Below are 21,050 nucleotides of genomic sequence, written 5' to 3'. Positions count from 1 at the left end.
GGATGGAAGACATCGACCTGAACCTCGTCGCCGCGCTCGACGTGCTGCTGACCGAAGGGAGCGTGACCGGCGCCGCGCGCCGGCTCGGACTGAGCACTTCCGCGATGAGCCGCACGCTCACGCGGCTGCGCACCGCCACGGGCGATCCACTGCTCGTGCGTGCCGGCCGCCGGCTCGTGCCGACGCCGCACGCATCGGCATTGCGCGATCGCGTGCACGCCATCGCGAGCGATGCGCGTACCGTGCTTCGTCCGGCCTCGGCCGACGTCGACATGGCCACGCTATCGTCCACGTTCACCATCCGGGTGGCCGCGTCGTTCATGGACATGCTCGCCGGCCCGGTGGTCGCCGCGATCGGCGACATCGCACCCGGCGTGCGCGTGCGTTTCGTCGCCAGGCTCGACCGCGATCCGGGGCCGCTGCGCGACGGCACGGTCGACCTGGAAATCGGCAAGCGCGGCGACGACGCACCCGAACTGCACACGCGCGAGCTCTTTCACGACGGACACGTCGCGGTGGCACGCGCCGGGCATCCGCTGTTCGCGGCGACCAGGATCACGCCTGCGCGCTACGCGGCCTGCCGCCACGTGATCGCATCGCAGCTCGGCGACTTCGGCGGGCCGGCGAACGATCCGGCAGACACGCTCGCGCCCGCTCACATCGTGCAGGTCGTGGTGCCCGGCTACCCCGATGCGATGCGCGTCGCGGCCGGCACCGACCTGATCGCGCTCGTGCCGCGCTCGAGCCTCGGCAACGCATTCACGCCGGGGCTCGTCGATGCGCTGGGGCTGCGCAGCTTCGCGATACCGGTCCGGCTGCCCGAGATCCTGATCTCCGCGCTCTGGCATCCGCGGATGCAGCGCGATCCCGTGCATCGCCGTCTGCGCGAGGCCGTCATCGACGTGTGCAAACGCGCGTATCCGGCCGCCCGCGCGCCGCGCGCACCGAAGCGCGGCCATTGCAACGCGCCGGGCGGCGCCGGCGGGCCCTTCGGCTAAAATGCCGCACTTTCCATCCTGTCCGGCCCGCTCGCCATGCAACCCGCCTCCCACGCCCGATCCGCCTCCCACGGCGCCGACGACGCAGATTCGTCGCGCGACCTCGTCTATGGCCCCAATGACCGGCCCGCGCCGATGGTCGCCTTCGTCGCGGCGCTCCAGCACCTGCTGGCGATCATCGTGCCGATCGTCACGCCCGGCCTGCTGATCTGCCAGGCGCTCGGCGTATCGAGCCGCGATACGACCCTTATCGTGTCGATGTCGCTGGTGATTTCCGGTATCGCGACCTTCGTGCAGTGCAAGCGCTTCGGTCCGCTCGGCGCCGGCCTCCTGATCGTGCAGGGCACCAGCTTCAACTTCGTCGGGCCGCTGATCGCCGGCGGCAGCGTGATGGTCAAGCAGGGCACGCCGGTCGAGACCGTGATGGCCGCGATCTTCGGTGTCGTGATCGCCGGTTCGTTCGTCGAGATGGGCGTGTCGCGCATCCTGCCGTTCGTGAAGCGCCTGATCACGCCGCTCGTCACCGGCATCGTCGTGTTGCTGATCGGCCTTACGCTGATCAAGGTCGGGCTCATCAGCATGGGCGGCGGCTACGGCGCGATGGCCAACGGCACGTTCGCGAGCGCCCAGAACCTGACGCTGTCGTGCCTCGTGCTCGGCACGATCATCCTGCTGAACCGCGTGCCGATCGTATGGGTGCGCAGCACCGCGCTCGTGATCGCGCTCGCGATCGGCTATGCCGCGGCCGCGGTGCTCGGCCGCCTCGACTTCACGGGCGTGCATCAGGCCGCGCTGTTCCAGGTCCCGACGCCGCTGCACTTCGGCATCGGTTTCTCGTGGTCGCTGTTCGTGCCGATGCTGATCATCTACCTCGTCACATCGCTCGAGGCGATCGGCGACGTCACCGCCACCAGCAAGATCTCGAAGGAGCCGGTCGAGGGGCCGGTGTGGATGCAGCGGATCAAGGGCGGCGTGCTCGTGAACGGCGCGAACTCGCTGCTGGCCGGCGTGTTCAACACGTTCCCGAGCTCCGTGTTCGCGCAGAACAACGGCGTGATCCAGATTACCGGCGTCGCCAGCCGCTACGTCGGCATCTGGATCGCGGGCATGCTCGTGGTGCTCGGCCTGTTCCCGGTCGTCGCGGGCGCGCTGCAGGCCGTGCCGGAGCCCGTGCTCGGCGGTGCGGCGATGGTGATGTTCGGCGCGGTGGCCGCATCGGGCATCAACATCCTGTCCGGCATCCAGCTCGATCGCCGCGCGCTGCTGATCATCGCGGTGTCGCTCGCGCTCGGCCTCGGCGTGTCGCAAGTGCCGGACATCCTGAACAGCCTGCCGCATGCGTTGAAGAACGTGCTGGAATCGGGCGTCGCGACGGGCGGCATCTGCGCGCTCGTGATGAACTGGTTCTTGCCGGAACAGAAGTAACGCTACGGACTCCATGACGACGCGGCCCGACCGACGGGCCGCGTCGCGCTCGGCGGCTCCGGCTTGGCCGGGCGCCCGAGTCTCGCTAGAATCGGGGCATGTCTCAAGCCCCCGTCTCCACGAATGCGCCGGAAGCCAGTGCGGTCCTCGTCAAGGAACGCGCGACCGTCGTCTGCTACCGCGAACAACAGGTCTTGCTCGTTGCGCGCGTTTCGTCGCGCTGGGCGCTGCCCGGCGGCACGATCAAGCGCAGCGAAACGCCGCTCGAGGCCGCACATCGGGAACTGCTGGAGGAAACCGGCATCGTCGGCCAGAGCCTCGTCTACTCGATGCAGTTCACCGGGCTCGCGAAGGTGCACCACGTGTTCTTCGCGGAAGTCGGCCCGGAGCACAACGCCCAGGCGAGCAACGAGATCGAGAAGTGCAAGTGGTTTCGCATCGACAACGTCGATGCGCTGCGCGCGAGCATCCCGACGAAGCGCATCGTCGAGCTCGTCTACCGGCACGAAATCCTCAAGTAAGTAGACACCCCACCCCCGCCGGCTCGCACGAGCCGATATCATGCGCCCACGGTCCGTCGTCGCGTTCCCTTCCGAGCGAGCTGCAGATGAACAGTGCGTACATCTACCGCGGATACACCATCGATGTCCGCTGCGAATTCCGGCTCGACGAACCGCGCGACCACGCGCCGCCACCCGCCACGCTTCGGTTCGGGTTCGTGGCGGTCGTGCAGGTCCGCGCGGCCGGCATCGCGCCCCGCCTGCTGGCGCCGGTCCGGCTCGGCGACGATGGCGGCCGCCTGTTCGACGACACCCTCGACGCGCTGCGCGCCGGCCGGGCGGCCGGCGAAATCATCGTCGACGACCTGCTGGTCGATTCCGGCTCCACCGACGGGCGCGCGCATTCCTGAGCCAGCAATTGGCCCGGAGCGTTCTGCGCGGGTCGACGGTGCCCCGACGCTCAGTTCAGGCGTTTTCGTCGTAGTTCGTGTGTCGAATAGACGACGAGGAAGATCCCCAGCATCGCGACGCCGGATGCCATGAAGTCGTTTGCGGTTCCCATGCTGTTCAGCGATTTCGGGAAAATGCCGAGACTCAGTCCCGCGGCAGCCAGGAGCACGCCTGCCGCCACACCCCATACCGGTCCGGTGGTCTTTTCGATTGTGTTTTTCATACAGCACCCGTCTTCAGTCGTTACCTGAACGGGGGCGGCGCATGTCGCTCGCGACCACCGTTCGAGCTTCGACTATAGCGGCGAAATAATCAGGGCGGATTCAGTGCTTTCACCGATCAAGTTTTCGCCGATCGCGAAATGGGCCGTGTTCCGGCGACACGCGTTCTCGCCGATCGGTTCGGAGCATGATTCATTCCCCGCGCGCCGCAATACGTGCCACGGGTCGCGAATACCGGTGGAGAAGCGCCTCCCCTTACGCTCCGACGCAGAATTTACGGTTCGTTTCAAAGCTGTCCACACTGTGGGCATTCCCCGACACTATGCTTCGTTGCATCCACAATAATTTCCTGGAGGGGGCAAAACAATGAACCATTCATTCTGGAAGGCCGCACTATGTGCGGCAGCGGTGCCGTTCGCGCTTGCAGCGTGCGGCGGCGGCGACGATGGCGGCAGCCCGCAAACCGGCACGCTGCATGTCGCGATGACCGATGCGCCTTCATGCGGCTTCGATCATGTCTTCATCACCGTCTCACAGGTTCGCGTCAATGCGAACGGGAATGCTTCCGACAACGACGCCGGCTGGTCGACGATCACGCTGGCCACACCGCAGAGGATCGACCTGCTGTCGCTGACCAACGGCGTGCTCGCCGATATCGGTCAGACGGCGCTGCCGGCAGGTCAGTATCAACAGGTCCGTCTGGTTCTCGCGCAGAACCAGGGCAACACCCTCGCGAACTCGGTCGTCCCGACGGGCGGCACGGAACAGGCGCTCGCGACGCCAAGCGCGACGCAAAGCGGCTACAAGATCATCCAGCCTTTCACGGTTCAACCGAACACGCTCGTCGACCTCGTGCTCGACTTCAACGCGTGCAAGTCGATCGTCCAACGGGGCAACGGCACGTATGCGCTGAAGCCGGTCGTCACCGCGATCCCGACCGTCGTGAGCGGTGCGATCTCCGGTTACGTCGCATCGGCCGAAGCCGGCGCGACCGTGTATGCGGAACAAGGCGGCAAGGTGGTCCGCGGCACGGTTGCCGACGGTACCGGGAAGTTCGTGCTGTCGCCGCTGATCCAGAGCTCGACGCAAGGCAACTACGATGTGGTGGTCGTGCAGAACAACTTCGCGTCTGGCATCGTGCGCTCGGTTCCGGTCGTCGTGAATACGACCACGGCGGTGTCGACGTCGAACGCGCCGATCGCGCTGCCGGCATCGACGATGAGCACGGTCAGCGGCACGGTGACGGCAAGCGCCGACGCGTTCGTGCGTGCATTGCAGACCATCGATGCAAAAGCGTACGAGATCACGTCGATCAACGCGAACATGGATACGGGCGCGTATGCGCTCAACGTACCCACGGCCGCGCCGATCGTCGGCACTTACTCGGGATCGCTGCCGGTCGCGCTGGCTGCATCGCCGGGCGCCGCGGCACAATATACGATCGAGGCGGACGCAGCGTCGGGCGCAACGCAATCGACGAACGTCAACGCAACGACCAGCCAGTCGAACGTCAATTTCAGTTTCTGACGCATCGACAGCATCATCGAAAGGGCCGCACGGCCCTTTCATCAATAAACGGGAGAACGAAGTGAAGAAAGGGGTTATTGCATTGCTCGCGGCGGCGAGCGTGGTCGGCGCGCTCAGCGGGTGCGTCGCATATGTTCCGGGTCCGCCGGTGGTCGTCGCACCGCAAGGCGGGCCGGGGAACGGGTTCTGCCCGCCCGGACAGGCAAAGAAAGGCAATTGCTGATTGAACGAGGCCCGCGTACGCGGGCCTTTGATTTTCAACGGTACACGACGCATAAGCGGCGAGCCCCATCGACGCCGCGCCTGCCACGATCGCCGGTTCGGGCAGACGTATGCCCTCGTCCGGAACACGCCCGGTTCTGTCCATCGCGAGTCGCCCATCGCGTTGGACATCCGAGGTATCGCGGGAACGCGTGCGTCGATCTCGCGCTCGATCCCGGAAGAAAACACTCCGGTGCCCCAACGTTCAGGCGCGCCGTTACCTCGAGCTACACCCTCGCTGCCGCTTCTCGAAGCCGGCACGCACTACCCACTCTCGCACATCAAGGCGGCATCGCGGCAAGGCCACCCTGCTCTTCGCACTGCTTACCGTTCTGCAGTTGAAACTGCTCTTCCCAAACACGGTCCGGCGCGGCTGCCGCGAATCATCTGCTCCGCTGCGTACATTTCGTCCGAAGTTTCATTCGGTACGTCATGTTTAGCAAAACAAACAAAAAATCAGGGAGACATCTGATAGTTGATAAACCGACGACTCTGTAATATTCCGTAACACCAGGGAGGTGGACAACAATTTCCAACAAGGAGACCGAAGGTGACAAATAGCACACGCTGGATCGTGGCCGCAGTCGCGGCCGCAATGTTGAGCACCGGTTGCGGCGGCGATACGGCTGACAGCCCGCCTGCAGATCATTCACCGATGTATCCTGGCAGGCCATCGAATCCCGGCTCTCCGTCGAATCCATCCAATCCCGGTACGCCGTCCAATCCGACACCGTCCGTCAAGGATTTGCAGTTGACGCGCTATGTCGACCCGATGATCGGCACCGATCAAGTGCCGCCGATCGATCCGGACATTGCGAAAGCCGAAGCTCACCCTGAAGATTTGCTCGGTGGATTTACGACGCCTGCCGCTACGTTGCCGTCCGGCATGGTTCAGTGGGGGCCGGATACTCCGCCCGTTCCCAACGTGTGGAGTCCGCCCGGCTACCATTACAGTCAGACGCAAATCACGGGTTTCAGTCTCACGCACCTGAGTGGTGTCGGTTGTAACGCAGGTGGCGCGTTGCCGGTATTTCCGACCGTTGCCGGCGAAGATGGTCCTTCGTCGTTCAGACATTCGAACGAAACCGCGAAGCCCGGCTATTACGGTGTGACCTTTGACAACGGCATCCGTACCGAACTGACGGCAACGTTGCGTTCCGGCGCCGCACGTTTCGCGTGGCCGGAAGGCAAGATCGGACAACTCAATATTTTGGCAGAAAGTATTGCAGCCGCAGGTGACGGTTCAATTGCCATCGACCCAGACGATTCTCAAGCGTTGCAAGGCACGCTGACAGGCGGCGGCTTCTGCGGCAATGGCCAGACTTACACGATCAATTTTTACATTAAATTTGATCAGGACTTCAAACCAAGCATAAGTGGCGATAGTGCGAAATTGACATTTTCTCCGTCCAAACCGGTGAACATGAAGGTCGGCATTTCGTACGTCAGCATCAAGAATGCCAAGGAAAACTTGCAGCAGGAGAGCGGTTCACAAACGTTCGACCAACTTGCTTCGCAGGCCGATGCGATTTGGAACAAGGAACTGAACGCAATCCAGGTGACAGGTGGCAGCGACGAAAACCTGAAGAAGTTCTATTCGGCCTTATATCACGCGCTCCTTGCGCCGAGCATTTTCAATGACGCGAACGGCGAATATCTGGCGATGGATGGCACAACAGCCAAAGTTCAAACGGGTCACAGCCACTACACCACGTTTTCCACCTGGGATATTTACCGGTCGCTGATGCCGATGATTGCGTGGCTGAAACCGGCTGCAGCAAGCGACATGATGCAGTCGCTTGTCGATGATGCCAATGTGTGCGGCGGCAGCTTTCCGAAATGGGTTGAAGCCAGCACGAACAGCAACGTCATGCCGGGGGACGGCGCTTCGATTCTCGTTGCGCAGAGTTACATGTACGGCGCAACCGGTTTCGATACGAAAAGAGCGCTGTCGATCATGCTCGATACGGCAAACGGTGTCGCCACTTCGTGTAACGGAATCGATGCGCTCCCCGGACTTTCCGATTACATCAAATATGGCTACCTGCCCCCGGAAACCGTCAGCAACGGCCCCGCATCGACGACGCTGGAATATGCAGCAACGGATTATGCGATTTCCCGTTTCGCGCAAGCGCTCGGCGACAGCAGTAACGCGGCGAAACTGCTCAAGCGTTCGGCAAACTGGAAAAATCTGATCAATCCGTCTGCTCCCGGTTATAACGGCACTACGTTGGCGCGCCTGTCGGATCGAAAAGGCGATGGTAGCTGGGTGGCGGACGCCTACAAGGAAGTCGAAGGAAACGTCGAACAATACACGTGGATGGTGCCGTTCGACATTCCGGGATTGATCAATGTCCTCGGTGGTGACAGCGCAGTCGTGCCCCGGCTCGATATGTTCAACCGCTTCCTGAATGCGGGTGAAGGCAGTCAGCACATGTGGATCGGAAACGAACCGTCGTTTGCAACGCCGTGGATTTACAACTGGACAAGCCGCCCGGACCGGACGCAAAAAGTCGTACGCCGGATCGTCAACCAACAGTACACGACGGCCGCATCCGGTCTGCCGGGCAACGACGACGAGGGTGCAATGTCCGGTTGGTTCGTCTGGGCGGCGCTTGGCCTTTACCCGGAAGTTCCGGCTGTTCCCGGCTTTACGCTGACGAGCCCGTTGTTCCAGCATGCGCTGATTAAACTCGGCAACGGCAACATGCTCGCGATTGACGCCGACAATCCGGACTTCACCTACGTGAAAAACGCCACACTGAACGGCGCGGCGTTGAGCAGCACTTGGCTCGACCTGGATCAGGTCAAGAACGGCGGCGCACTCGCTTTCGGCCTGAGCGATGCACCGACGACGTGGGGGCGTTCCGCTGTCGCACGGTAACTTTTCAGCGCAAAGCAAACTGCGCGAAACGCATTTGGCGCAGATGCCTCTCTGATGGACAACGCTGTTTTGTTGATATGACGATCTGACCGACCTCCATTGCCCCTCCTAACTCGATCCCGAGGGGCAATTTCACGGCGGGTGTCCATTTTCCTGGCACCCGCTCTTTTTCGTACTGCAAACGATGTGATGTCGATTTGGAAAACGTTCAGGACCCGAAAGATATTCCCTCGACCTGGATTTACTGCAATCTCGTAAAGCATCAGCGATTCGTCCCGAGAAGCTGTCAGCCGAATACGCAGCCATTGATCTGATCCACCAGAGATAGACCATGACCCATGCAGCAACCCTCCATTTGTCTGCCGATCGGCTCGAAGCCGCGCAGACCAAAGTCACTGACATATTTCACGCGATCGGAACAGTCTTGACCCTCATAAAAGAAGGGCCGGACATTCAACTCGAACTGGCGACCGACTGTATCAAAGTGGCCGAGTTCAGTCTCGCCGGGCTATGCAGCCTAATGGGCGTCGACACCTTTACCTCAAGGGAGCGCGAGCAGCGTTACCTACACCTTCGAGCAGCCAACAAGCGCATTCGTGATCTCGAGACCCAGCTTGGCAACACGGCGTCCCCGGAGATCACTCAACACGCCATCAAGAACATCGCCCTTCACCTCAAGAAGTGGTGGAACCGCGACGGATTCGGCTATGTGCACGACCTCGAATTCGGCGCCTACGGTACCTGTCATGGCAAATTCTCGTTTCGGCTCAACGCTGGAGTCCCGCCCCCCGACTCGGACACGCCTGCCTTCGACAAGCGGAACGACGCAGCGCGAATAGATAGCTTGCGCAACCGAGGCTTCGTAATCGTTCGGGATGACAGACAATGGGCGATCGCCGACTGCGATGCCAGCCGTGCTGCATTGATCGATCTTTTCGCCAAGAACATTCCGTCGGCCAAGGTTTTCAGGATCGAGAACGTAAATCGCTGGCGTGCGAACGACTTCGTCCTGACAGCCGCCGAAGTCTACATTCATGACCTTACGGAAATCATCGAGCTCCCAATCCCTCCTGTTTGACAACCATTGCCATGGCTACCCGAAACGTTCTCCAACCGATTCCCGTCATACGAGACGAGAACGGCTATTTCATGCATCCGGATCTTCGCCGTTTCTGCAACGTCACGATGAGCGGCGCAAAACAATGCGGCGCATTAGAGTGGGCAGCGCTCGAGGCCCAGGCCGGCGTCAAGACGTCGGTCTACCTTCTTGAATCCGAGCCACAGGATCATCCGGCGGTCGACGCATATTTCGTACGCGGCATCCGCGAGGCATTACGTGCATCTGGTAACCGCCCAGCTTGCATAGCGCCCGTGTCCGCTTTTTACGGAATTCCAATCCCAAGCCATCGGCGGAAATCGTAGATCAAACCCCAAAGAAGGCCAAACCCGCGATCACGATGCCAATCGCGGCCACGCCGATCGACAAACCTTGCATCCATGACCGTCGCGTGAGGATCGTGATCGCCGCCAGTGCGATCGAGATCTGGATGATGGTCGTCGCCTGCGACCATCGATGGTGTCGGTGCATCCGCTCCTCACTCGCCACGTTGTTCTTCTCGACTTCCTTTTCCAGCGCCTCGGCACGTGCCCGGATCGGCTCCTTGTCGGCGCGGTATCTCGCGGCATCCGTCTCGAACCGCTTTCGCTGCGGCGACGTCTCCGGGCTCAACGCCGCACCGAGTTCGGCGAGGTTCTGCTTGTTGCCCTTCGCCTGATAGTAGGCCCACTGGTTCGCAGCCTCGGTTTTCCGGATCGCGGCGTCATTCTTGTAGAGCAACGCAAGGCTCTCGTCGGCACCGCTCTGATAGGCTGATATCGCGCCGAAGCAGGCAAGCACGGCCGTCAGCACCGCGATGCGCGACGTACCGTGATCGCCATCGTGAGCCGCGTGATGTTCCACCGCGTGGTCGTGAGGACCATGAACTTCGTATTCTTCAGACATCCTTGGCACCCGCGTGATACGCGTTCTGTCGGGATAATGCGGCGATTATCCGGCACGAGGGCGATTTCGGGCAACGCCCCAGGCACCGAACGCGTGTGCGTCATAGCAGTGGCCCGGCAGCGCTTCACGCAATCCATCGTTGCAGCCTCGTTCGACACTCGCGCGATGCGCTCGCCGGATAACTGCCCGGCTCGCGGAAGCCGTCAAGAAGACCGGCCAATCGTAGAGCGCCGACACGATACGGGCAGAAAAGCCCGCCCCACATACGAAAAAAGGCGCTCCCGATGGAGCGCCTGGATCGCCAAAAACCCTTGTGGCGGAAGGCAGCCAGAGTCGAACTGACCCGGGAGTGTCTGACACCCCCAACCGGGTTTGAAGCCCGGCCGTACCACCGGATACGAATGCCTTCCGTGGGAAAAAACCAAAAGAACAACGAGCGCCTACGCCTGTACACCCATCCAACCGCTGTCAGGCCGCAGGAAGTGAAGATCGCGGTGGAAGCGAGTATACCCAACCCGATCGAAGAATTCGAGAATCTGGATCGCCCGCTTGCGGCCAAGCCCGGTCGCGTCACGGAACGTCGCCGCATCGAGCCCGCCGCCACGCGTCGGCGCGAGATTGGCAACCAGCCCGGCCAGTTCGCGCACGACATCCGCGTGATAGAACAGGTCGCGCACGACCTGATGCACGTCGCCGCGCCGCGCGAGCTTGCGCAGCAGCGTGCGCACGGCATCCTCGGCCGCGCCCGTGTCGCGCGCCAGATCGCGGACCCACGGCGGATCGAAGCGCCCCGCATGAATCAGCGGCAGCAGTTGCTGCGCCAGCGCTTCCTCGCGCGCATCGAAACTCACCGCATGCGACGGCAGATGCAGCCACGGCCCGCTTCGCGCGACCTCCCCGCCGTCCACCAGCGCATCGACCAACGCGCGCCACAGCACATCGCCGACGAGCGGCGCCGCCATCCGTCGCAGGCGCGCCGCATCGAGTCCCTGCTCGTCCGGCACGCGCTCGTGATACGCGCGCAGCGTGTCGATCGCCCTCGCCTGCAGCGCATGCCAGTGCGCGCGCGCGATCACCGTGCCGTCGTTCGACGCACGCTCGCGCTGGCCGATCGCCAGGGCGTCGTCCGGCAACGCGAGCGCGTCGGGCGCGAAACCCGTCAGGTGCGTGAGCATCGTGCGTGCGATACCGAGCGGCGCCTGCGCAAGCAGCGCATCGAGCCGCCCTTCGTCGAGCCATGCCGCGAGTGCGTCGAGCCATGCGCGACGCGCGGGCGTGCGGCGCTTGCGCGCGGGACCGAACGGGTCGAGCACGCGGCCGCCGCCGACGGTGCGCGTCGCCTGCGGATTGCGGACGATGAAGCGATCGCCCGGCAGCGCGAACACGGGTTCGTCGAACACCAGTTGCACACGCATCTTTTGGCCGGCCGCGAGCGTATCGCCGTCGAGCAACGCGACGTGCGCGACGCGATGCAGCGTGCCGAGATGCACGTGCAGCGGCGCCCAGTGCGTCAGCGTGAGCCCCGCATCGGCCAGCAGCGTCAGGTCGACGTCGAGACGCAGCGACGTCGCGACGAGCCGCGCGTCCGCGACGGTATCGCCACGCTCGACGTCCGCCTTGTCGACGCCGGCCAGGTTCAGCGCGCAGCGCTCGCCAGCACGGCCCGCGCCGACCGGCCGGTTCTGCGCATGGATGCTGCGCACGCGCGCGGCGGCGCCAGTGCGCACGACCGCGAGCGTGTCGCCGGTCGCCACGCGGCCGGCGAACGCGGTACCCGTCACGACGGTGCCCTGCCCGGCGAGTGTGAACACGCGATCGACCGCGAGCCGGAACAGGCCGTCGTCGCGACGTGCGCGCCACGCGAGCGCCGCATCGGCGAGATGACGCTTCAATGCGGCGACGCCCGGATCGTCCTCGCGCGTCGCGCAGGTTTCGAAGATCGGCGCGCGATCGAGCGTCGTGTCGTGCAGCCACGCGGCGATCTCGTCGCGCACCGCCGACAGGCGTGCGGTGTCGACGCGATCGCACTTCGTCAGCGCGACCGCGCCATGCGTGACGCCGAGCAGTTGCAGGATCGCGAGATGCTCGCGGGTCTGCGGCATCACGCCGTCGTCGGCGGCGATCACGAGCAGCGCGAAGTCGATTCCGCACGCGCCGGCCGCCATCGTATGAATCAGCTTCTCGTGGCCCGGCACGTCGATCAGGCCGAGCACGTCGCCGTTCTCGAGCGGCGTATATGCATAGCCGAGTTCGATCGAAATGCCGCGCGCCTTCTCTTCCTTCAAACGGTCGGTATCGACGCCCGTCAGCGCGCGCACCAGCGTGGTCTTGCCGTGGTCGATGTGCCCCGCGGTACCGACGATCATGCAGCCGGCCCCGCGACCTGCACGCATTGCGCGACGAATGCCGCTTCGTCCGCCGCTTCGAGGCAACGCAGGTCGAGCCGCAGCGCGTTGTCGGCGATGCGGCCGATCACCGGACGCGGCCATTCGCGCAGTTTCTTCTCGAGTTGCGCGAGCGCGCGGCCGCCGCGCTTGCCGTCGGGCGTGCGCACGACGAGCCCGGCGCTCGGCAACTGATCGATCGGCAGCGCACCGCTGCCGATCTGGCTGAACATCGGCTCGACCGTCACGTCGAAGCCGCTGCCGAGCGCGGCCTGCAACGCCGGGCGCACGCGCTCGGCGGCCTCCGCGATATCGCGCTGCGGCCGCGTCAGCAAGCGCAACGTGGTGAGCCGCTCGCGCAGGAATTCCGGCGCGCGGTAGAGCCGCAGCACGGGTTCGAGCGCGGCGAGCGTCAGCTTGCCGACGCGCAGCGCGCGCTTGAGCGGATGTTTCTTGATCTTCGCGACGAGCGCGCGATCGCCTACGATCAGGCCGGCCTGCGGCCCACCGAGCAGCTTGTCGCCGCTGAACGTGACCACGTTCGCGCCGGCGGCGACGGTTTCCTGCACGGTCGTTTCGTGCGGCAGGCCCCATTGCGTCAGGTCGGCGAGCGTGCCGCTGCCGAGATCGACGGCGACCGGCAGCCCGTGCTCGCGCGCGAGCGGCGCGAGTTCGGCCAGCGTCACTTCCTTCGTGAAGCCGCTGATCGCATAGTTGCTGCAGTGCACCTTCATCAGGATCGCCGTGCGCGGGCCGATCGCATCCGCGTAGTCGCGCAGATGGGTGCGGTTGGTCGTGCCAACCTCGCGCAGCTTCGCGCCCGCGCGGCTCATGATGTCGGGAATGCGAAATGCACCGCCGATCTCGACCAGCTCGCCGCGCGACACGATCACTTCGCGTTTCGGTGCAAGCGCGGACAGCGTCAGCAACACGGCCGCGGCATTGTTGTTGACGACGGTCGCGGCTTCCGCGCCGGTCAGTTCGCACAGCAGATCGTCGATCAGGTCGTCTCGATCGCCGCGGCGGCCGGTGGCGAGATCGAATTCGAGGTTGACGGGTTGGGTGAGCGCGTCGACCACCGCACGCACCGCCTCGTCGGGCAACAACGCGCGCCCGAGATTGGTGTGCAGCACGGTGCCCGTCAGGTTGAACACCGGGCGCACGGTGCCCGCGTTCTGTGCGGCCAGCGTGCGGGCGACGGCCGCGGCGATGCGCGGCTCGTCGAGCGGCTCGGCCGCCGACGGATCCTGCTGAGCGGCGGTGCGCCAGCGTTCGAGTTCGGCACGCACCGCGTTCAGCACGCGGGTGCGGCCATGGTCGGCGAGCAGCGGTTGCAGCGGTGCCGACGACAGCACGCGCTCTACCGACGGCACGCGCGCGAGGACGGCATTCAATTCATTCAAACCCGGTTCGGTCACGTAATGGTGGCTCCATTTCCATGCGCGGCGGGGCAGCCGGCACCGGCGCTCGCGCGCCCGCCCCGGCTGCCTGCCGTCACTCCGCTTCGCGCGACATGTCCGGCCACAGCAGCGGGTTCGGCGAACTGCGCTGGTAGCCGGCTTCGTTCATCAGCAGATCGAGCGTGAGGCTCGCGAGATCGTCCGCCAGCGGCTCGAACTCGTAGTCCTTCTCCTGGTAGCCGATCTTGCGATAGGTCTTGCATTCGTCGCACGACTCGGCCTTGACGGCTTCGCTGCCGCCCTCGATCCCGTGGTAGGCGATGCCCTTGGTCGAGTCGCAGTGCGAACATTTCGTGCGCACCATGTGCCACTCGGTCGTGCACAGCCCGCACTGAAGGAAACGGTAGCCCTGGAACTGGCCGCCCACGCGCACGACGCTCGCGACCGGATGCGAGCCGCACACGGGGCACAGCCCCGGCTGGTCGAGATATGGGATGTCGGCCGGTGCGACGCGGCTCGCGAGATCGGTCCAGACGACCTGCAACGCGGCCATCAGGAACGGCGCGGTGGCCGGATCGACTTCGGCGAAGCGCAGCGCGAGGATCGCGTCGGCCTGTGCGTCGAGTTCGGCGGGCGCCATCAGGCGCAGCCGGTCGAGCAGCTTCGCGAGCGACGGATTGACGAGCCCGGCGCTTTCGACGCGGTCGAGCAGTTCGTACAGCACGGCCCGCCACTGCGGGTTGCGCTCGCCGTCGAGCGCCGGCACGAGCGGCATCGAATGCTGCTGCGCACGCGCGATCGCTTCGGGCGACGGCATCGGCAGGTTCAGCGCCTGCAGCGTCGCGTGCTGCGCATCGGCGACGGTCGCCATCAGCCGCAGGTAGCCGCTGATCGGGTTCAGGTCGGCGAGCTTGCGCAGCCGTGCGGCACGCGCGGCAAACACGGTGTCGCGCTCCGGCAGGCGAAAGCGCGGAATGGCCGAATGATCGAGCGTCGAGATCTCGGTCGGTTCGAGAATGCGTTGTGTCACGAAAATGTCATCCAAAAAAACAAGCGCCGACGGATCGGCGCTCTTCAGGCAGTCCCGGCGGCAGGCGGGACGGCGCGCCGCAATCGGCGTACCGCCCCGCTCCCGTGCGTTATTTCACGCTTTCACGGAACCACTTCGGGTGATGCTTGCGGGCCCAGCCCAGCGTGACGGTGCCGCGCACCATCGCCCCGATCGAGCCCTTCACCCACAACGCCGCGTAAATGTGCACGATGATGCTCGCGATCAGCACGAAGGCCGCCACGGCATGCACGACGGCCGCCGCGCGGATCATCCCGATCGGGAAGTAGAACGAGAAGTAGCGTCGCCAGATCACGATCCCCGACAGCAGGAGCAACAGCAGGCACGCCACCAACGTGAAGAATAGCAGCTTCTGTCCGGCGTTATAGCGCCCGACGGGCGGCAGCTTGTCTTCCTGGTTGGTCAGCACGTCGTCGATCTGCTTCAGCCATTGCCGGTCATCCGCGTCGAGCGTGTTGTGGTGCCAGAAGCGCACCACGAGAATCGCGAACGACACGAACATCACGAGACCGACGAACGGATGCAGGATCCGCGTCCACTGGCCGCCGCCGAACAGCGCGGTGAGCCAGAACATCGACGGATGGAACAGCGCGAGCCCGGACAGCGCGAGCAGCACGAACGTGATCGCGGTGATCCAGTGGTTCGTGCGCTCGTTCGGCGTGTAGCGGACGATCAGGTTGGGGTCGTCGTGCTTCATTTTGCGTCCTCCTTGATGCGTCGCGCCTCGTCGCGGGCGGCGGCTTCCTCGTCCTCGCTGACCTCGTTCGGACCGACCCGGGTGTAGTGGAAGAACCCGGCCAGCGCGGTCAGCGCGAGCCCGGCGACCGCGAGCGGCTTCGCGATGCCCTTCCACAGCTTCACCATCGGGCTGATCGACGGATTGTCGGGCAGCCCGTGGTACAGCGACGGCTTGTCCGCGTGGTGCAGCACGTACATCACGTGCGTGCCGCCGACGCCCTGCGGGTCGTACAGCCCCGCATGCTCGAAGCCGCGCTCCTTCAGGTCCTCGATCCGCTCGGCCGCGTGCTGCTTCATGTCCTCCTTGGTGCCGAACACGATCGCGCCCGTCGGGCAGGTCTTCACGCAGGCCGGTTCCTGGCCGACCGCGACACGGTCGGAACAGAGCGTGCACTTGTATGCGCGATGATCCTTCTTCGAGATCCGCGGAACGTTGAACGGGCAGCCGGTCACGCAATAGCCGCAACCGATGCAGTTCTCCTCGTGGAAATCGACGATCCCGTTGTTGTACTGCACGATCGCGCCCGGCGACGGGCACGCCTTCAGGCAGCCCGGATCCTCGCAATGCATGCAGCCGTCCTTGCGGATCAGCCACTCGAGGTCGCCTGCCGGGTTCTCGTATTCGGAGAACCGCATCACCGTCCACGAGTGCTCGGACAGGTCGGACGGGTTGTCGTACACGCCGACGTTGGTGCCGACTTCGTCGCGCAGGTCGTTCCATTCCATGCATGCCGTCTGGCATGCCTTGCAGCCGATGCACTTCGATACGTCGATCAGCTTCGCGACGCTCCCGGTCACCGGTTCGCGCACCGTGGGCGGTGGCGTCGTGGTGGCCGAGACGCGCTTGATATCCAGCGATTGCAATGCCATCTCTTCCCCCTTACGCCTTTTCGACCTTCACCAGGAACGACTTGAATTCCGGTGTGTACGAGTTGCCGTCGCCTACGGACGGAGTCAGGGTATTGGCGAGATAGCCGGGCTTCGTCAGACCCTTGAAGCCCCAGTGCAACGGGACGCCGACCGTCTGGACCTTCTTGCCCTCGATCGTCAGCGGCTTGATCCGCTTCGTGACGAGCGCGACCGCGACGATGTAACCGCGCTTGGACGACACCTTCACGCGATCGCCGTGCGCGACGCCGACTTCCTTCGCGAGATCTTCGCCGATCTCGACGAATTGCTCGGGCTGGATGATCGCGTTCAGACGCGCATGCTTGGTCCAGTAGTGGAAATGCTCGGTCAGCCGGTAAGTCGTCGCGACGTGCGGGAACTCCGACACCTTGCCGAACGACGCGCGGTCGTCCGGGAACACGCGGGCGGCCGGGTTATTCAGCGCCTGCGGGTTGTCGGGGTGCAGCGGGTTCGCCGCGAGCGGCGTCTCGAACGGCTCGTAGTGCTCGGGGAACGGCCCTTCGTTCATCCCCGCGCGGGCGAAGAAGCGCGCGACGCCTTCGGGGTTCATGATGAACGGACCCATCCCGTTCTCGGGCGATTCGTCGGCCTTGAAGTCCGGCACGTCGGCGCCCTTCCACGCGCTGCCGTTCCAGCCGATCAGCTTGCGGGTCGGGTCGAACGGCTTGCCGCTCACGTCGCACGACGCGCGGTTGTACAGGATCCGCCGGTTGGCCGGCCAGGCCCACGCCCAGTTCAGCGTCTGGCCGATGCCGGTCGGGTCCGAGTTGTCGCGCCGCCCCATCTGGTTGCCGGCCTGCGTCCAGGCACCGCAGAAGATCCAGCAGCCGCTCGCGGTCGTGCCGTCGTCCTTCAGCTGCGCGAACGCGGCGAGCTGCTCGCCCTTCTTCACGAGCGTCTTGGCCGGATCCTTCGGGTCGGGCAAGTCGGCGAGCGCACGGCCGTTGAACTCCATCGCGAGCTCTTCGGGCGTCGGGCTTTCCGGGTTCGCGTACGGCCAGGTCAGGTTCACGATCGGATCCGGGTACTTGCCGCCGTCCGTCTGGTACATCTTGCGCATGCGCAGGAACAGCCCCGACATGATCTCGAGATCGCTGCGAGCCTGGCCCGGCGGCTCCGCGCCCTTCCAGTGCCATTGCAGCACGCGGCTCGAACTGACGAGCGAGCCGTTTTCCTCCGCGAAGCACGTGGTCGGCAGACGGAACACCTCGGTCTGGATCTTCGACGCATCGACGTCGTTGTAGTCGCCGTGATGCTTCCAGAACTCGGACGTCTCGGTCGCGAGCGGATCCATGATCACGAGCCACTTCAGCTTCGCGAGGCCTGCCGCCGTCTTCACCTTCGACGGCGCCGCCGCGAGCGGGTTGAAGCCCTGGCAGATGTAGCCGTTCATCTTGCCGGCATTCATCAGCTCGATCGCCTGCAGCAGGTCGTACTGCTTGTCCAGCTTCGGCAGGTAGTCGTAGGCCCAGTTGTTCTCGGCGGTCGCCGCATCGCCCCACCACGACTTCATGAAGCTGACGTGGAAGGCCTTGTAGTTCTTCCAGTAGCTCAGCTGGTTCGGTCGCAGCGGCAGCTGCGTGCGCTTCTTGATGTAGCCGTCGAAATCCTGCTCGGCCTGCATCGGCAGCGTCATGTAGCCCGGCAGCAGGTTCGACATCAGCCCGAGGTCGGTCAACCCCTGGATGTTCGAGTGGCCGCGCAGCGCGTTCATGCCGCCGCCGGCGATGCCGATGTTGCCGAGCAGCAGCTGAACCATCGCGCCGGTGCGGATGATCTGCGCGCCGATCGAGTGGTGGGTCCAGCCAAGCGCGTACAGCACCGTGCCGGCGCGGCCGGGAACGGCCGTCGTCGCGAGCATTTCGCACACCTTCAGGAATTTCTCCTTCGGCGTGCCGCACGTCTGCTGCACCATGTCCGGCGTATAGCGCGCGTAGTGCTGCTTCAGCAGGTTGTACACGCAGCGCGGATGCTGCAGCGTCGGGTCGACCTTCACGAAGCCGTCGTCGCCGCGTTCGTAGTCCCAGCTCGATTTGTCCGGGTACGCGTGTTTCTCCGCGTCGTAGCCGGAATAGATGCCGTCGTTGAACGCGAAATCCTCGCGCACGATGAACGAGAAGTCCGTGTAGTTCTTCACGTACTCATGCTGGATCTTGTCGTTCGTCAGCAGATAGTTGATCACACCGCCCAGGAAGACGATGTCGGTGCCGGTGCGGATCGGCGCGTAGTAATCGGCCACCGAGGCCGTACGCGTGAAGCGCGGGTCGACGACGATCAGCCGCGCCTTGCGGTGCGCCTTCGCCTCCGTTACCCATTTGAAACCGCACGGATGGGCCTCGGCTGCATTGCCGCCCATCACGAGAATCACGTCCGCGTTCTTGATGTCGACCCAATGGTTCGTCATCGCTCCACGGCCAAACGTCGGGGCAAGACCTGCCACCGTCGGGCCATGTCAGACACGCGCCTGATTGTCGAATGCGAGCATCCCCAGACTACGGATAGTCTTGTGGGTCAGGTAGCCGACTTCGTTGCTGCCCGCCGACGCGGCCAGCATGCCGGTGGTCAGCCAGCGGTTGACCTTCGCGCCGTCTTCGGCCGTCTCGACGAAGTTCGCGTCGCGGTCCGCTTTCATCAGCTTCGCGATCCGGTCGAGCGCGTCGTTCCACGAGATCGGCTCCCACTTGTCCGAGCCGGGCGCGCGGTATTCGGGATGCGTCAGGCGGTTCGGGCTGTGGATGAAATCGATCAGGCTCGCACCCTTCGGGCACAGCGTGCCGCGATTGACGGGGTGGTCGGGATCGCCTTCGATATGGATGATGCTCGGCTGTGCGTTCTTCGCGCCGTCACCGAGGCTATACATCAGGATGCCGCAACCCACCGAGCAATAAGGGCAGGTGTTGCGCGTTTCGACTGTGCGCGCCAGCTTGTACTGTCGGACCTCGGCGAGCGCTTCCGTCGGAGAAAAGCCCATCAGGGCAAGACTCGATCCGGCAAGCGACGTGGCCGTCACCTTCAGGAACTGGCGCCGGGACATTTGTAGCATGATGGTCTCGGCGTTTTTGTGGGGTGAGGTGAAACTGAAAGGAATTATAGACAGTTCAGGCAACTATGATCGAATCCTCGGATCAATACGGATTTGTCTGATCCCCCGATGTCCTCGCGTACAACGCCCAACCGAACCGTCATGAAACGACCGATCACGTCCGAAGCCACCCGTCTCGCGCAACAACAGGCCAACTGGGCGCTCAACGCGTTCAAGCGCTTCTCGTCCGACCGCTGCTCGGCGATGGCCGCGAGCATCGCGTTCTTCTCCGCGTTCTCGCTCGCGCCGACGCTCGTGATGGTGATCGCCGTGGCCGGCTGGTTCTACGGCGACGACGCCGCACGCGGCCAGGTGTTCGAGCAGGCGCATCAGTTGATCGGCGACGACGCGGCGGCCAGCATCCAGACGATCGTGCAGAACGCGCATCGCGCCGGCGAGCGCGGCGGAATCGCGACGCTGATCTCGTTCGCCGCGCTCGCGGTCGGCGCGTCGGCGACGTTCGCGTCGCTGAACACCGCGCTGAGCGTGATCTGGCCGAGCACGGAAAGCCGCTGGTCGAGCATGCTCGGGCTCGTGCGCGTGCGGCTGGTTTCGTTCGGGCTCGTGCTCGGCGTCGCGTTCCTGTTGATCGTGTCGCTGGTGCTCGATACCGCGATCACGTTCGTCGGCACCTGGCTGCTCGGCGATTCGCCGTACGTCGTGATCACCAATCTGCTTCAGTTCTTCGTCGGCATCGCGGTGCTCGCGGGCGCGTTCGCCGCGCTGATGAAGTTCCTGCCCGATGCGCGCGTCGCATGGCGCGACGCGACGATCGGCGGGATCGTGTCCGCGATCCTGTTCTCGGGCGGCAAGAAGCTGTTCGCGCTGTACCTCGCGCGCGCGGGCACGGCCAGCGCGTTCGGCGCGGCCGGATCGTTCGCGGTCCTGCTGATGTGGCTGTACTTCTCGGCGGCCGTGCTGCTGCTCGGCGCGGAATTCGCGGCCGCGCGCGGCGATGCGCATCGCCGCACCGGCAACGCCGCGGCCGCGGCCGCGCCGACCGATCGCGCAAGCGGCGACTGATTCCCCACGTATTGCTTCCCGCGGTCGCGCCGCGCGCGTCGTATCGCCGCCCTACGCGACCGTCTCCCTTTCCGCAACCATCCCGCCCGCCACGCATTCGCGCACGTTGACGCGTTCTTTGCGTCGGCAGGCGATGCGCGCTGCAATGGCAAACGTTTGCATGCCTCGATTTCCGCG

General features: G+C 64.5%; 16 protein-coding genes and 1 tRNA gene. 8 read left to right on the top strand and 9 right to left on the bottom strand.

Going from position 1 to position 21,050, the window contains the following annotated elements; all coding sequences use genetic code 11:
- The first annotated feature begins 2 nt into the window (after positions 1 to 2).
- The 4 genes from WS45_RS11995 (at position 3) to WS45_RS11980 (ending at position 3,333) form a co-directional block, all read left to right on the top strand.
- Positions 3 to 998 (top strand): LysR family transcriptional regulator, encoded by a 996-nt coding sequence (locus tag WS45_RS11995; RefSeq protein WP_059699972.1) that lies wholly within the window; start codon positions 3 to 5, stop codon positions 996 to 998.
- A 36-nt stretch (positions 999 to 1,034) separates the two neighbouring features.
- Entirely contained in the window at positions 1,035 to 2,423 is a 1,389-nt protein-coding gene (locus WS45_RS11990; RefSeq protein ID WP_059699970.1) for a nucleobase:cation symporter-2 family protein, read from the top strand.
- A 98-nt stretch (positions 2,424 to 2,521) separates the two neighbouring features.
- Positions 2,522 to 2,944 carry an NUDIX hydrolase gene (locus tag WS45_RS11985; protein ID WP_059689774.1) on the top strand — a complete coding sequence of 141 codons (423 nt, stop codon included), beginning with the start codon at positions 2,522 to 2,524 and terminating at the stop codon, positions 2,942 to 2,944.
- 86 nt (positions 2,945 to 3,030) lie between these two features.
- The gene (locus WS45_RS11980; protein ID WP_059689772.1) at positions 3,031 to 3,333 is read left to right on the top strand and encodes a hypothetical protein; all 303 of its coding nucleotides are present in this window, start codon (positions 3,031 to 3,033) and stop codon (positions 3,331 to 3,333) included.
- A gap of 50 nt (positions 3,334 to 3,383) precedes the next feature.
- Here the strand turns inward: WS45_RS11980 and WS45_RS11975 are convergent, their stop codons facing one another.
- A complete protein-coding gene (locus WS45_RS11975) occupies positions 3,384 to 3,596 on the bottom strand; it encodes a hypothetical protein (protein WP_059524815.1) in 213 nt (70 codons plus the stop codon).
- Positions 3,597 to 3,960: 364 nt separating this feature from the next.
- Here WS45_RS11975 and WS45_RS11970 point away from each other — a divergent pair, with 364 nt between their 5' ends.
- The 3 genes from WS45_RS11970 to WS45_RS11960 all read left to right on the top strand — a co-directional run bounded on the left by WS45_RS11970 (position 3,961) and on the right by WS45_RS11960 (position 9,344).
- Positions 3,961 to 5,121, top strand: a complete 1,161-nt coding sequence (locus WS45_RS11970; RefSeq protein WP_059689769.1) for a DUF4382 domain-containing protein — start codon at positions 3,961 to 3,963, stop codon at positions 5,119 to 5,121.
- An 811-nt stretch (positions 5,122 to 5,932) separates the two neighbouring features.
- Positions 5,933 to 8,266 carry a GH92 family glycosyl hydrolase gene (locus WS45_RS33395; protein WP_156437127.1) on the top strand — a complete coding sequence of 778 codons (2,334 nt, stop codon included), beginning with the start codon at positions 5,933 to 5,935 and terminating at the stop codon, positions 8,264 to 8,266.
- Between the two features lie 331 nt (positions 8,267 to 8,597).
- Complete coding sequence (locus WS45_RS11960; RefSeq protein ID WP_059699965.1) at positions 8,598 to 9,344, top strand: hypothetical protein; 747 nt, start codon at positions 8,598 to 8,600, stop codon at positions 9,342 to 9,344.
- Between the two features lie 345 nt (positions 9,345 to 9,689).
- Here the strand turns inward: WS45_RS11960 and WS45_RS11955 are convergent, their stop codons facing one another.
- The 8 genes from WS45_RS11955 to fdnG all read right to left on the bottom strand — a co-directional run bounded on the left by WS45_RS11955 (position 9,690) and on the right by fdnG (position 19,811).
- Positions 9,690 to 10,268, bottom strand: coding sequence for a DUF4337 domain-containing protein (locus tag WS45_RS11955; RefSeq protein ID WP_059699963.1), 579 nt, complete (start codon positions 10,266 to 10,268; stop codon positions 9,690 to 9,692).
- Positions 10,269 to 10,582: 314 nt separating this feature from the next.
- Positions 10,583 to 10,678, bottom strand: a tRNA-Sec gene (locus tag WS45_RS11950).
- A gap of 30 nt (positions 10,679 to 10,708) precedes the next feature.
- Entirely contained in the window at positions 10,709 to 12,634 is a 1,926-nt protein-coding gene (gene selB / locus WS45_RS11945) for a selenocysteine-specific translation elongation factor (RefSeq protein ID WP_059699961.1), read from the bottom strand.
- A complete protein-coding gene (gene selA, locus WS45_RS11940) occupies positions 12,631 to 14,070 on the bottom strand; it encodes an L-seryl-tRNA(Sec) selenium transferase (RefSeq protein ID WP_059699959.1) in 1,440 nt (479 codons plus the stop codon). Before selA ends, selB begins: the two co-directional genes overlap by 4 nt.
- 76 nt (positions 14,071 to 14,146) lie before the next feature.
- A complete protein-coding gene (fdhE, locus tag WS45_RS11935; RefSeq protein WP_175906405.1) occupies positions 14,147 to 15,082 on the bottom strand; it encodes a formate dehydrogenase accessory protein FdhE in 936 nt (311 codons plus the stop codon).
- Positions 15,083 to 15,191: 109 nt separating this feature from the next.
- Positions 15,192 to 15,818, bottom strand: a complete 627-nt coding sequence (locus tag WS45_RS11930; protein ID WP_059699955.1) for a formate dehydrogenase subunit gamma — start codon at positions 15,816 to 15,818, stop codon at positions 15,192 to 15,194.
- Positions 15,815 to 16,729: a formate dehydrogenase subunit beta gene (gene fdxH / locus WS45_RS11925; RefSeq protein ID WP_059524795.1), complete on the bottom strand. Its 915-nt coding sequence runs from the start codon at positions 16,727 to 16,729 to the stop codon at positions 15,815 to 15,817. The genes WS45_RS11930 and fdxH overlap by 4 nt, the downstream gene beginning before the upstream one ends.
- Before the next feature lie 10 nt (positions 16,730 to 16,739).
- Positions 16,740 to 19,811, bottom strand: coding sequence for a formate dehydrogenase-N subunit alpha (fdnG, locus tag WS45_RS11920; RefSeq protein ID WP_156437126.1), 3,072 nt, complete (start codon positions 19,809 to 19,811; stop codon positions 16,740 to 16,742).
- 141 nt (positions 19,812 to 19,952) lie between these two features.
- Between fdnG and WS45_RS11910 the strand changes: the two genes are divergently transcribed.
- Positions 19,953 to 20,873: a YihY/virulence factor BrkB family protein gene (locus WS45_RS11910; RefSeq protein WP_059699953.1), complete on the top strand. Its 921-nt coding sequence runs from the start codon at positions 19,953 to 19,955 to the stop codon at positions 20,871 to 20,873.
- The last annotated feature ends 177 nt before the right edge of the window (positions 20,874 to 21,050 follow it).

Origin of the sequence: Burkholderia sp. RF2-non_BP3, assembly GCF_001522185.1 — a bacterium.
Taxonomy (GTDB): Bacteria; Pseudomonadota; Gammaproteobacteria; order Burkholderiales; family Burkholderiaceae; genus Burkholderia; species Burkholderia diffusa.
This window is presented reverse-complemented; position numbering and strand designations above follow the sequence as displayed.

What these genes read in the sequence shown, in the direction of transcription:
- WS45_RS11985 (WP_059689774.1), top strand. Translation starts at nt 2,522, where the DNA reads ATGTCTCAAGCCCCCGTCTCCACGAATGCGCCGGAAGCCAGTGCGGTC.
- WS45_RS11975 (WP_059524815.1), bottom strand. Translation starts at nt 3,596, where the DNA reads ATGAAAAACACAATCGAAAAGACCACCGGACCGGTATGGGGTGTGGCG.
- fdxH (WP_059524795.1), bottom strand. Translation starts at nt 16,729, where the DNA reads ATGGCATTGCAATCGCTGGATATCAAGCGCGTCTCGGCCACCACGACG.
- WS45_RS11910 (WP_059699953.1), top strand. Translation starts at nt 19,953, where the DNA reads ATGAAACGACCGATCACGTCCGAAGCCACCCGTCTCGCGCAACAACAG.
- WS45_RS11990 (WP_059699970.1), top strand. Translation starts at nt 1,035, where the DNA reads ATGCAACCCGCCTCCCACGCCCGATCCGCCTCCCACGGCGCCGACGAC.
- WS45_RS11930 (WP_059699955.1), bottom strand. Translation starts at nt 15,818, where the DNA reads ATGAAGCACGACGACCCCAACCTGATCGTCCGCTACACGCCGAACGAG.
- WS45_RS11970 (WP_059689769.1), top strand. Translation starts at nt 3,961, where the DNA reads ATGAACCATTCATTCTGGAAGGCCGCACTATGTGCGGCAGCGGTGCCG.
- WS45_RS11955 (WP_059699963.1), bottom strand. Translation starts at nt 10,268, where the DNA reads ATGTCTGAAGAATACGAAGTTCATGGTCCTCACGACCACGCGGTGGAA.
- WS45_RS11980 (WP_059689772.1), top strand. Translation starts at nt 3,031, where the DNA reads ATGAACAGTGCGTACATCTACCGCGGATACACCATCGATGTCCGCTGC.
- WS45_RS11995 (WP_059699972.1), top strand. Translation starts at nt 3, where the DNA reads ATGGAAGACATCGACCTGAACCTCGTCGCCGCGCTCGACGTGCTGCTG.
- WS45_RS11960 (WP_059699965.1), top strand. Translation starts at nt 8,598, where the DNA reads ATGACCCATGCAGCAACCCTCCATTTGTCTGCCGATCGGCTCGAAGCC.
- selB (WP_059699961.1), bottom strand. Translation starts at nt 12,634, where the DNA reads ATGATCGTCGGTACCGCGGGGCACATCGACCACGGCAAGACCACGCTG.